We start from the raw sequence: 11,733 nt of genomic DNA, 5'->3' as shown, positions 1-11,733 counted from the left end.
AGTTTTGGATTAATATAAGCTTGTTGTTAATTTATGGTTATTTTCATAATATTGGGTATTAATAAAATTTAATAATATCAATAGTTTAATAATAAAAATTCAGATCTTATGTATTTGATTTTAATATAGATGAATAAATGATATATTTTGATAAATATAAAAATTATTCATGAAGTTTAATATGTATTATTTCGTAATTTTTTATTTTTTTTCCTAAAATTTTACCCCATCCTAATTTGGAGTGAGAGTAGTCTCCTAGCTTAAACAGCATTCTTTTATTAAAAATAATTTTAAGATATAAATCAACACAAAATTCATTGTTAGTTAGAAATAATATACTTTCTTTAAGCTCTTTGTATTTTTCTGCGTTTGGAAAGTATTTTAAAGCTTCATCATAGTGTATATCTTTTATATAAATAGCTATTTTATTTTGGTAAGATAGAAATTTTTTTCCTAAGATTAGGTTTTTTCCTAAAATATGATTTTTACTTCCTAATTTATTTAATTGTATGTGTCTTATGCAAATTTGATGGGGTATATTTTCTATAATATTTAATTGATTTTGTAAATTAAAAGTGATTTGTAAAATTCTTTCAATATAACTTTTAGGTCTTCTTAAACTTAGTAATAACGGTGCAAAAGGTAGATATCTCTTTGCAATTTTTGTATCATTGATACCTAACATAGAAAATAGTATTTTAGAAATTCTATCGCTGAAATTAATATCAAAACTTTTTGGATAATTGTTAAGAGTAGTAATTTCAAAAAAAATCCAAAGAAGATAGTGATTGAAGAAATCAAAAAATAAACTCCATCCATCCCCGCCATCCTCATTCCTAGAGAGCTTGTCTAGTATATAAGAAGGGAGTTGTGATGTATTACCTTGTAGACCCATAAAATTAATCATAATTTCAATGGGAAAATCACTAATATTTTTATTGAATTTTACATATTCGATTTCTTTGTTAGGATGCATTAGGGCATTATTTACCCTTAGAAAAATATCTTCTTTGGGATGATCTTTTAATAATTTTTTAAGAAGTTTATAAAAGGTATAAGAGTTTGCATTGTTCATAATATAGGTTTAATTCCTTTTTTAAAAGGATAATGTATAGTTGCTTTTGAGTTTATGCATTTAATTTTTAATTCACAAAATGAATTAATACTCACAAAGGATGATAAAAATTCTGAAATTATTAATCCTAGCTTATAAACTTCACCCAAAGAATAAAATTTAGAATCATCTATGCTTATAATACTCATAGTGCCTTTTTTTGTAATATGCTCATCAATTAAGTAGCTTGGTTTTGACTGTATGTCAATTATTGAAGAGGTAAGTAATTGACATACTACTTCAGAAGTTTTATCATCAGGAAAGCTATAGCTTTCTAAAACTTGAAAAAAGGATGTTTTTGTTAAAAGAGTTTGATAACTAAATGACAAAATAGAAACTAATTTCCATAAAAGATCACCATTGGTTTTAACTTGCTTAATCGGCGTTGGAATGGTAATGTTTTTCGTAATAGCATCTTTATAAAAAGGTATAAGATTGATATCGCCTATTTTTAAACGGGTCGGTAAATTTTTATTACAGCATAATACATCTATTGTGATTGTTTCATTTGTATTGTTTGAGGAAAAAAACGATATTTCTTTGAAGTTATCTTGCTTGGAATTTGATTTATTTGTAATGTAGTAAAAATCTTGTATTTTATTTTGCATAAATTCAAAACGTTCAAAATTTTTATAATTTTTTAAAATTCTACTCCCGCTGTCGCTATTATGTGCTTTGACTTGTTTTATTTGAACTATATCATATGCATTTAAATTTGTTCTATCGATGAAAATTCTATATCCATTTTTCGAGTGATTATTGATGATAGGTTCTGCTGTTTTTTCGAAAATATTAATGATTGGTGTTGTCGATAATGAGAATAATTCATTTTTTATAATACAATTTTTAGGAAGTGTTTTATTAAATTTAAAAAAAATGCTAATTAACTTACCTTTACACTCATGTAAAACATCCAAGCCTTGTATTGAGGTAAAATTAAATTTTTCAGGCAAAAAAAAGTATTCTCTTAGCAAGGAAAAAGATTCAAATCCTAAGTCATTATAAAATAGGCAACTTTCGTTTGGCTTTAAACCCATAGTTTTAATATTATGGGTATTTATTTTAAATTCTTCTTTTGTGTCATGAGATATGACTTTTATTTCTTCTAAATATTGATGCATATAAAAAAGTAATGTAGATGATGTGTAAACATCATCCCCTAAGTATATACTTAGTTTATCTAAACCTAGATGTTCTATGTTTAAATCTTCTCTACTAACTCTAAGTTGTATATCTAATGTATGATATTGTCTTTCACTTCCTAAAAAAACATTCTCTATATTTAATGGATATAGATATACATCATATACTGTTTTAAATTCACATTCACATTTTTCTATAGATACAGATTTAACTGTACTATTTTTAGGAATAATTAATCTGTTGAGTTTGCTGTTTTCGCTAAATTTGAATTCTTGCATACACATAGAAGGTAGAATGTTGGTGTAATTTGGAGAAAGAATATTAATTAGAGATTCTGCAATATAGGGTATATTTTGATCTAATTCTTGATGAATTTTAGAGGTTAATATTGCTAAATTTTCAATAATTCTTTCTATATCTGGATCTTTACTATCGTAAGATAAAAAAGGGGTTAACTTGGGAAATTTATCTATAAAAATTTTCCGAGCATGATTAAGATAAGTAATCTCCTTTTGATAATAATGTATATCATCTTGTGTCATTTTAGATAACCTCGCAATATCGATTATTTTTAAATATAATTTCAATTGCAAATTCTTTAAAATTATCATTACAAAAAACACATTTTAGTAAAAATGAAAGTTGCCAAGGTTTTAAAGAATCATTATATGTGATAGAATTAATTATAATTCTTTTTTCGTATTTACTTATGAGTTTATGAATTTCTTTTGCCATGTTCAAGCAAAGTTCTGTCGAGCTTAAATTTAGATTTTCCATACTAGATAATCCAAAATCTTCAACACTTAAGCAGTCATCAAGTTTTGCATTAAGCAAAACTTGTATATTATTTTTTATTTCTTGAAATTCATTTTGATAAAAAGGGATATTTTTATATTGCTCATCCAATGAATGAATAATTTTATCCAACAAAGACATTTATTATTCTTTATCCAATTTACCTACTAAAGATAGTTCAAAATTTCCACCCATATATTTAAAGTGAGGACGAACATTCAACCCAATCTTATACCATCCAGGCTCCCCTGGTATATTATCCACTTTTACTTGAGCCCCTCTAAAAGGTCTTCTACTTCTAACCTCTGCTGGTGGATTTTCTTGATCTGAAATATATTGTCTAACCCATTCGTTTAAACCATTTTCAATATCACTTCTTTCCTTCCAGCTTCCAATTTCTTCTCTTTGTAGTACTTTTAGATAATGTGCTAATCTTGAAATTAAAAATACATAAGGCAATTGAGTGCCTAAGCGGTAATTTGTTTCAGCCTCTTTTCCTTCTGGTGTGTTTGGAAATATTTTAGGTTTTAAAGCAGAATTTGCTGAAAAAAATGCTGCATTATTGGTGTCTCTTCTTAGAGTTAAAGTTATAAACCCATTTTCTGCAAGTTCATATTCTCTTCTATCTGTAATCAAAACTTCAGTAGGAATTTTAGCTTTTAAGTTTCCAAAATTTTCATAAAAATAAGTAGGAAGATCTTTTACGCTTCCACCGCTTTTTGGTCCTATGATACTACCGCACCACCTGTATTTAGCAAAACTTTCTGTTAATCTTGTTGCGAAAGCATATGCTGAATTTCCCCATAATAGATGATTATGAGATGCGTGAACATTTTCTTTGTAATTAAAGCTTTTGATGGGATTTTCTTCACTATCATAAGGCGATCTTGTCAAAAACCTCGTAACCATTAATCCTGTGTATTTAGAATCTTCATTTTCTCTAAAAGTTCTCCATCTTGTGTATTGTGGACCTTCGAGAAGACTTTGTAAATCCTGAATATTAGCTAATTCTGAATAATTTTCTAAACCAAAAAATTTAGGTCCTAAAGAAGTTAAAAATGGAGAATGACTCATTGCTGCTATGCTTGACATTTTATTTAAAAAAGTCATATCTGGACTTGCAGTGCTTAGTTGGTAATCACCAATTATAGCACCAACTGGTTCTCCACCAAATTGTCCATATTCTGAAGAATAAATATTTTTATAAACAACACTTTGGGTGATATCTGGATTATTTTCGAAATCTTCTAAAACTTCTTCTTTTGTAATATCAAAAAGATTAATTTTAATATTTTCATTAAAATCAGTTCTTTCTACTAAGAAGAAAAGTCCTCTCCAAGTCGATTCTAATTTTTGAAATTCTTCATTATGTAAAATCTCATCCATTTGTTTTGATAATAAATCATCGATATGGGCAATCATTTCATCAAGTGCAAATTTGTTGATTTTATCTTCTATGTTATCGCTTTCAACTATTGCGGAAATAAATTCGGCTACTCCTCTTTTTGCTATACTATAGCTTTCATCATTTCTAGCATATTTGCTTTTTTCCATAATACTTTCAATAATTGGAGTATCAATTACTTTATCTTTTGACATATTATGTTTCCTTTATTCTTCGTTATTTTCTTTTTTGATTTCTAAAAGCAATTGCTCTTTGGTTTTTTCATTTTTTAGAGCATCTAAAACAGCTTTTCTAAAATTTGGAATATTACCCATAGGTCCTTTTAGAGCCATTAATGCTTCTCTAAGGCGCATTAGTTTATTTAACTCTGGCACTTGTTGCACTATATTATCAGGCGAAAAATCTTTCATACTAGATATTTTTAGGTTGATATCTAATTCTTCAGCGCCTCCACCCAAAGTATTTTTAACATTAAATTGGGTTTTGATGTCTAGTTTTTGCATAACTTGATTAAAATTTATTTTGTTGATAGACACAATTTCCCTATCTTCTAAATTTTGTTCATTTTTACCTGTTAAATTAGCCATTATCATAAGTTTTAAAGGTAATTCTATCTCTGCATTTTGCCCGTTTGTTTTTGCCTTGTAGGTTATATTTATGCGTTCTTTTGGTGCACTTGATCCATCAGACATTTTACTTCCTTATTTTTTGAATTAAAATTTATTTTTTAAATTATACATAAAACTAAATAAAGAATAACTAAGTTTATATTTTTTTATTAGTTTTGTTTTTTGCATAATTATACTCATCACTTAAGTAATCCTTTAATAAGGTTTTTTCCATAAGTTCAACTAGTTGTAAGTATATAATTTTTGCATTATTTTTCATATTGTTTGTTTCAAAAACTTGTGCCATGGCTATTAAAGAATTTATATTACAAAATAAAGAATTATTATAATTTTCATTATTTATTTCAATGAGTAATTGCTCTACTTTTTTATTTTTATCGGATGTAGTGAGTGTTTTTTTATTAGTTTCTTGATTTTGTTTTACAAAATAATTAAATGTATCTTCTTTACACATTAATTCGCCGTTGTTAAATCTTAACTTGGTAATATCTTTGAATTTGAGAATAAAATTGCAAGTTAGTAAATTTAAAATTTTCAAGGAGTGTTCTTTTTGATGATGATGTAAAAAATCACAAAATAGTTTAAATCCTTCTATCCAGAAAGGGTTAAGTGAAAGGTTATTGATAAAACATTTTATTTGATCTAACTCATTCGTATTTTTATCTAATAGTAATTTTATTAAATTTCTATCAGGATATCTTACTTTAGTGACAAAATCTGAATGCGGTGGAAGGGTTTTTAATCTTCCCCAAGCTGCTTCTGCAAACAATGAATAAGCATTGGTATTTTCAATGTTATTTTCTAGTAATTCTATTGCTAGATTATTTAATAATGTTCTGTATTCTCTATCACTAAGATTAGATAATTTTGTGTTTTTTATATCGATATTTACTTGTGTCACTGGAGATTTAAGAGGTGATTGTTTAGTTTGAGTTATTTCTTCTTTAATGTTTAATTTTGCAAAATTACAATTTAAAATTTCGCGTAATTTTTCAAAATACTCATTTAAACTTTTAGCTGTGACTTGTGAGCATTTTGGTGAATTTTTATTAAATTCATTAATAAAATTTTCAACAATTTGTTTGTATTTCTTTTTTTGATTTAATAGTATAGAAGATGTTTTACTTATATTTTCAGGTTTTTCTCGAAATAATTTTTCTGTAAAAATTATTATTTCTAAAAATATTTTAAAACACTCTTCGTTATTTAATGCTAAACATGATAAAGAAAAGTAAGCGAAAATTTTCATATCCATCGAGTTGTTTTGTAAAATATCTAATGAGTATTCATATACCTTATCCCATTGTATTTTTTCATGATTTAATGTTTTGTATTTTGTCATCTCTTCTTCAAGTAAATGAAATATCTCTAAGTTTTCTAAATTTTCTTCATAATGATCACAGAAAATCATTTTTTATCTCCTAAGCACTATTGAAAGTTTTTTTAATTATAATAAAAAATAAAATTATAGTGTTATTTATTTAAGTATTTTTTTAAGGATGGGAATGAGAAAAATTTTTGTTATGTTGCTCATGGGGTTGTTTTTAAGTTCTTGCTCTAGTGTTGTAAGTGTAAAGATTGATAATATAAAAAATTCTAATTTAAATAGTAGAAATGATGATGTTCCTTTGACTGTTATTGTGTATCAACTAAAAGATGTAAATAAATTTATAAAGGCTAGTGATTTAGAGCTGATTAATAGAGAGGATGCTATACTCGGTAGAGATAAAATTGACTCGATTAGACTACAAATTGCCCCTAAAGATAATATTATTGCTTTTAAAGTTATAGATGAAGAAGTGCCGTATATTGGTATTTTGGTTTTATTTGCAAATAATACTAAAAAAGTAACAAAAATTTGGGCAAAAACAGATGATGCTAATGGTTTTGGAACTAAAAAAACATTAAAATTTGAAATAACAAAAGATGGTATTAGACATATTTAATCTAAGGAAAATATAATGGCAGATAAGCTAAAAGTAGCTTGGTTTAATGGGCTAAATATTGATAAAATTCATTTTGAGCAACAAGAACGATATTTTGAAAGAAATATTAATCTTAAAACAATTTCAACTTTCAATAATTTATATGGAATAATTGATTTAGAATTTTCCAATGAAATGCTAATGCAAGGAAAAATAGCACTTAAAAGAATTTCTGGAATTGCTAAAGATGGTAGCATTTTTAATGCACCAGAACAAGATGAGCTTCCAGAGCCTTTGGAAGTTAATTATGATTCTTTGGTAAATTCTATTATTGTTATTAAAATTCCTATGGGTTTATCTTCTATAGCAGATATATCTTTACACAATAATATACCTAATTCAAAATACATTAGTTTAAGAAGTGTTGTAGCTTCAAGAATATATGATGATAATACTAATGATGTTTTTAAACATACTGATTTAGAAGATGAATATGAGAATGATAATATTACTTTCTCTCAAGAAAAAATAAGCATTACTTTAGCTAGTTTAAGATTGAAATTGGGCTTTTTAGGTAGCAAAACTCCAGATGAACTTGAAATTCCTATAGCAAAAATCAAAAATATTGATTTAAATAAAAAAATAGAGTTAGATGAAAGTTTTATACCCACTTGTTTAGATTTAAATAAATCTTCGTATATTAAATCATTTTTAGAAGAAATTTCGCATTCAATTAAACAGCATAAAGAAATACTCACTGAAGTATTTAAGGGTATAGATCAAACTAAAAACACCTTGGATTTTAGTACATATTTATCGCTTAATCTTTTAAAAAAATGGTATTTTATTTTTTCATATATAATCAATAAAGATAAAATACATCCTGAAAATTTATATGAAAAATTAGTCGATTTTCAAGGAGATCTTAGTGCTTTTGGTACTGAAAGTTCCTTTTCTGATTTTATAGTATATAATCATGATGACTTGACTAACACTTTTTTACCACTTACTAATCAACTTAGAGTTTTATTTGCAAAAATAACTTCTCCAAAATATACTATGGCTCAAGTAATTGATAATAACAATGGATTTTATGATTTGTTATTTGATAATCCTACGGTTATTGAAGAGGGCGAATTATTTTTAGCCATTAGTGCTGATGTTAATCATGAGTATTTATTATATAATTTTAAAACTCAAAGTAAAATTCATACTCAAAGTAGGATAAAAAGTATAGTAACAACACAATTACGAGGGATAAACATAGAGCAAATTTCAAATATTCCATCTTCTATACCTTATTTAAATGGTTATATTTATTACAAGTTAGACAAAAAAGATGAACTGTTTAAATACTTTAAAGGTGAAAATGTTATAAGTTTATATCTAACAACAAATATAAAAAACCCTGATATAAAAATGTGGGCTGTATTTTAAGGAGTAATATGCAAAAAGAATCACATTTTAAAGAAGGATCTTTGCTTTTAGAAAGTGATTTAAAAGGTTTAGAAATCAATAAAGTTGTTGATAATTGTTTGGAAATTCTTTTACTTGTTTATAGATTATCTAAGGTTCATTCTTTGGATACTGCTTATATAGAGAATTTAAAAGAAAAACTTGTGAATGAAATTTTGGTTTGGAGTTCAAGATTAAGTACTTTTAAAGAGTATGATGAGAAAGATATTATAAAATTAAGATATTGCTTATGCGTATTTATAGATGAAAGTCTAATGAAAAATGATTTATTTATTAATAGCTCTTGGGCAAATCATACTTTAACCGTGAGGTTATTTGATGAGACTCTAGGTGGTGATAATTTTTACGATATAGCGCTTTCTTGGTTGTCTAATCCATCCAAAAACAAGGATTTTTTGGAATTCATATATGTTTGCTTGATTTTAGGATATAGAGGAAAATATTCTCATGAAAAAGATGTTGAGGAAAAAATTATTTATCTTTGTAATAATATAGCATCGGCTTTAACTCCTCTTATAAATTTAACAGATGAGACAGCTTTTGATAAGGCTTATAATGGAGCTAATAGGGAAAAATTTTGGCAGTATTTTCAACGCAGATTTATGAAATTTGCGTTAGTTGTTATACCTATTGGATGTATTTTAGGTTTTTTCATTTTTGCAATTTTTGATTTACAAACTCATAATATTAAAATCGATTCTAATATTAGCAGTTTGATTAAGAATATAGAAAAATTATAACTCTTCGTTTGGAATGTTTAATTTTAACTTTTGAAACATAATTTCGTTCCAATGTTTTGGAAGGTTACAAATTTTTGGGTAATATTTTTGAAAAAAATAAATAAAAATTTGAGGATTTTCAGCTAGAGAAAAATAAAATTTTCCTTTATTTGAAGATAAAATTTTACCATCATGGTTAATATTAGGGCTATAGAATTTATATCCTTTTATTGGAGGCATTTTTTTAAGGAACTTTGAATTTGGATAGTGTTTGAAAAATTTTAAATAACCTTCGATATAACCCACCCCATATTTTAATGGATTTATATTAGTATAGAAAAAATCAATAAAAGGGATATTAGAATTTTCTCCATAGTAAGGATTTGGTATAAGATTGATTTGTTTTTGATATAATTCTTTATATGTAGTGTAAGCACCGGCATTAAAAAGTAATTCATTTTCATCTTGAAATTTACCAGAAAAATATGGAATTAAAAAGTCATTTAGACTCCAAACTAAATATTCGTAAAAAAGCTCATCGCTAAATGTAATTTTATAATCTTGTTTAGATAGCGTATCAAGTTGATTTAATATATCGTTTTTATGGTTGTTTCTGTCATAGATTAAAGCGGTAATGCCACTATTTTCATAAATTTTATTAAAATAATTTTTAATTAAGTTGATGTTTTTGGAATGCAAATCATCAAAATATGAGTAAATTTGTTCTTTGGATAAGATTATATTGTTATTTTGCCTGAAATATTGCACTTTGTTGTTTATTATTTCATTAAGCCAAAAATTATTTAATTTTTCAAAATTAATATCAAAATTACTTGCTATAAATTTTGGAAACAAGTTGTTTTTCTCTTCTTGAAATATTACCTTTCCTATATATAAAATAGCGGTTAAATCATTAATTTTTTTATTATATTTACTACTATAGAAATTTGAAATATCGTTTATTCTATCTTCGACACATAAAATATTTGTTTCTATGCCAAGATATATGGTTTTATCTGATCTATTGTTAAAAGCATATTTTTTTAAATCAGGAAGTTTAATTTTCATTCTTTAGCCTAGAAAATCTATTATTTTTTCGACAAATCTTGCATCTCTTTCATTTGGTTGTATTTCGTAAGCATTTTCTTGCCTTTCTTTGTCATCAAATTTATAAAAGCCATCAAATAAAATTTTATAATCATCGCTTATAGAGAATCCATGTGCATAAAACAAATATCCTCTTAAAATACCTTGTCCCGGATAATAATAAGTTTCAACATAAAAATGTCTAATCTCGTGAATCATAGTTTTTATTATTTCTTTTAAATCATGTAGATTGTTTTCATTAACACGTATGCGTCTTTTGTAATATTCTCCCCATTCTTCTTCATCTCCTTGGAAAAAATCTATTTCACCATTTTTTGTTATTAAATTTAAGTCTAATTTTTCACATATAGCGGTTGCAATCTTACTAATTAAATTTTTATAAATTGCTATATCCAATTTTTTACCTTGCATCAATTCATCATATTTTTCTTTCAATGTTTTAGGATTGTTTTTTTCTATAGGGCAATTTAGCAAAACATCTTTACAAGTTTGAAAATAAAAATCTCTATCTCTTTGATAGTCTTTGAAATCATTTTCCACGCTATCTATGAAAGATTGACTACCTAGGTCAAATCTATAGTAAATATAAGCAATTTTTCCTGCTATTTGAGGATTATTTTTACAGAATGAAAAGAAATTTTCTCTCATAATAGTAAAGGTATCACCTATTTTTTTAGATAGACATTCGAAAAATTTAACAGCATCCCAAACACTTTGTATGTGTGATATTTGGTTCCATTCTTGAATATTTTTGGGATAATTTGCAAGATTAACACCATTAGCAACATTATCATCTTCTCCAATACCCACTCTAAAACTCATATCAATGATCACATAAGGATCTTGTAAAGTCGGCATTTCGCCTTCATAAGCAAACACCACAATATAATATTTTTCAAATTTAGTTTCTTTTGTTCTATAAAGAGGAAGAGAAAAGCCAATTTTATTTGTATTTTCTTGTTCAATTAAAGTTGCATTGTAATCATCATTGCACTCTAATTCTCCATCTTCATCAATATCAACTAAAGTACTAAAACTATCAAAACTTTGCAAATAATCATCCGATACAAATAATAATTGCATTTTAGCTTGACTATCACATTCAAAAAAACCCCATTTTCTTTGTATATCGTCGTTATTCTCTAAGAAAAGTTCTATATATGTTCCTGGTGCAAACGGAGCTTTAAGATCGTATATTTCCTTAGAGTTTATGCTATTCATTTATTTATCCTTTATTTCTTTTGCAAATACAATTTTATTGTTTCGTTTTTGGGGGTATTTAACTTCTAATTCGCAAAGCAATTCTTCTTCATTTGTAATATAGCTTAAATGCTTTAATAAATCTTCAAACAATACCCCATTAACTATTCCTATACTACCATTGCTACCAAATTCTCCCTTTTCATTAATGTTATAAAGA

At 25.9% G+C, this 11,733-nt stretch carries 11 protein-coding genes and 1 pseudogene; 3 read left to right on the top strand and 9 right to left on the bottom strand.

The genetic code is table 11. The annotated features are described in order from the left end of the window. Nucleotides 1–163: 163 nt before the first annotated feature. The 6 genes from CAMP18497_RS07775 to CAMP18497_RS07750 form a co-directional block, all read right to left on the bottom strand. A complete protein-coding gene (locus CAMP18497_RS07775) occupies nt 164–1,075 on the bottom strand; it encodes a type VI secretion system baseplate subunit TssG (RefSeq protein WP_263666947.1) in 912 nt (303 codons plus the stop codon). Beyond that, nucleotides 1,072–2,799: a type VI secretion system baseplate subunit TssF gene (tssF, locus tag CAMP18497_RS07770; RefSeq protein WP_337213621.1), complete on the bottom strand. Its 1,728-nt coding sequence runs from the start codon at nt 2,797–2,799 to the stop codon at nt 1,072–1,074. The genes CAMP18497_RS07775 and tssF overlap by 4 nt, the downstream gene beginning before the upstream one ends. A gap of 1 nt (nt 2,800) precedes the next feature. After that, entirely contained in the window at nt 2,801–3,193 is a 393-nt protein-coding gene (locus tag CAMP18497_RS07765) for a GPW/gp25 family protein (RefSeq protein ID WP_066007556.1), read from the bottom strand. Nucleotides 3,194–3,196: 3 nt separating this feature from the next. After that, a complete protein-coding gene (tssC, locus tag CAMP18497_RS07760) occupies nt 3,197–4,651 on the bottom strand; it encodes a type VI secretion system contractile sheath large subunit (protein WP_337213618.1) in 1,455 nt (484 codons plus the stop codon). A 12-nt stretch (nt 4,652–4,663) separates the two neighbouring features. Beyond that, nucleotides 4,664–5,149, bottom strand: a complete 486-nt coding sequence (gene tssB / locus CAMP18497_RS07755) for a type VI secretion system contractile sheath small subunit (protein WP_039626294.1) — start codon at nt 5,147–5,149, stop codon at nt 4,664–4,666. A gap of 73 nt (nt 5,150–5,222) precedes the next feature. After that, nucleotides 5,223–6,497: a TssA family type VI secretion system protein gene (locus CAMP18497_RS07750; RefSeq protein ID WP_337213615.1), complete on the bottom strand. Its 1,275-nt coding sequence runs from the start codon at nt 6,495–6,497 to the stop codon at nt 5,223–5,225. A 94-nt stretch (nt 6,498–6,591) separates the two neighbouring features. Here CAMP18497_RS07750 and tssJ point away from each other — a divergent pair, with 94 nt between their 5' ends. Genes tssJ through icmH form a run of 3 tightly spaced genes read left to right on the top strand, consistent with a single transcriptional unit; the run spans nt 6,592 to nt 9,227 of the window. Beyond that, a complete protein-coding gene (gene tssJ / locus CAMP18497_RS07745; protein ID WP_147575446.1) occupies nt 6,592–7,032 on the top strand; it encodes a type VI secretion system lipoprotein TssJ in 441 nt (146 codons plus the stop codon). 15 nt (nt 7,033–7,047) lie between these two features. Beyond that, nucleotides 7,048–8,448, top strand: a complete 1,401-nt coding sequence (gene tssK, locus CAMP18497_RS07740; RefSeq protein WP_044598839.1) for a type VI secretion system baseplate subunit TssK — start codon at nt 7,048–7,050, stop codon at nt 8,446–8,448. A gap of 8 nt (nt 8,449–8,456) precedes the next feature. Next, nucleotides 8,457–9,227: a type IVB secretion system protein IcmH/DotU gene (icmH, locus tag CAMP18497_RS07735; RefSeq protein ID WP_263676634.1), complete on the top strand. Its 771-nt coding sequence runs from the start codon at nt 8,457–8,459 to the stop codon at nt 9,225–9,227. On the opposite strand, the gene CAMP18497_RS07730 is transcribed toward icmH, so the two are convergent. The 3 genes and pseudogenes from CAMP18497_RS07730 to CAMP18497_RS07720 form a co-directional block, all read right to left on the bottom strand. Continuing rightward, nucleotides 9,222–10,274, bottom strand: a complete 1,053-nt coding sequence (locus tag CAMP18497_RS07730) for a hypothetical protein (protein WP_263676633.1) — start codon at nt 10,272–10,274, stop codon at nt 9,222–9,224. The genes icmH and CAMP18497_RS07730 overlap by 6 nt on opposite strands. Nucleotides 10,275–10,277: 3 nt before the next feature. After that, a complete protein-coding gene (locus tag CAMP18497_RS07725; protein WP_263659967.1) occupies nt 10,278–11,534 on the bottom strand; it encodes a hypothetical protein in 1,257 nt (418 codons plus the stop codon). Further along, a pseudogene (locus CAMP18497_RS07720) lies at nt 11,535–11,733 on the bottom strand (hypothetical protein); the annotation flags it as partial. It lies immediately after the preceding gene.

The organism is Campylobacter sp. W0066.1 (genome assembly GCF_024723635.1).
Lineage (GTDB): Bacteria > Campylobacterota > Campylobacteria > Campylobacterales > Campylobacteraceae > Campylobacter_D > Campylobacter_D lari_C.
The sequence above is the reverse complement of the archived record's forward strand: the minus strand, read 5'-3'. Positions and strand labels throughout refer to the sequence as shown.

Excerpts from the sequence above, each read along its gene's own strand:
- CAMP18497_RS07765 (WP_066007556.1), bottom strand. The coding sequence starts at position 3,193 with ATGTCTTTGTTGGATAAAATTATTCATTCATTGGATGAGCAATATAAA.
- CAMP18497_RS07750 (WP_337213615.1), bottom strand. The coding sequence starts at position 6,497 with ATGATTTTCTGTGATCATTATGAAGAAAATTTAGAAAACTTAGAGATA.
- CAMP18497_RS07730 (WP_263676633.1), bottom strand. The coding sequence starts at position 10,274 with ATGAAAATTAAACTTCCTGATTTAAAAAAATATGCTTTTAACAATAGA.
- tssC (WP_337213618.1), bottom strand. The coding sequence starts at position 4,651 with ATGTCAAAAGATAAAGTAATTGATACTCCAATTATTGAAAGTATTATG.
- tssJ (WP_147575446.1), top strand. The coding sequence starts at position 6,592 with ATGAGAAAAATTTTTGTTATGTTGCTCATGGGGTTGTTTTTAAGTTCT.
- CAMP18497_RS07725 (WP_263659967.1), bottom strand. The coding sequence starts at position 11,534 with ATGAATAGCATAAACTCTAAGGAAATATACGATCTTAAAGCTCCGTTT.
- CAMP18497_RS07775 (WP_263666947.1), bottom strand. The coding sequence starts at position 1,075 with ATGAACAATGCAAACTCTTATACCTTTTATAAACTTCTTAAAAAATTA.
- tssF (WP_337213621.1), bottom strand. The coding sequence starts at position 2,799 with ATGACACAAGATGATATACATTATTATCAAAAGGAGATTACTTATCTT.
- tssB (WP_039626294.1), bottom strand. The coding sequence starts at position 5,149 with ATGTCTGATGGATCAAGTGCACCAAAAGAACGCATAAATATAACCTAC.
- icmH (WP_263676634.1), top strand. The coding sequence starts at position 8,457 with ATGCAAAAAGAATCACATTTTAAAGAAGGATCTTTGCTTTTAGAAAGT.
- tssK (WP_044598839.1), top strand. The coding sequence starts at position 7,048 with ATGGCAGATAAGCTAAAAGTAGCTTGGTTTAATGGGCTAAATATTGAT.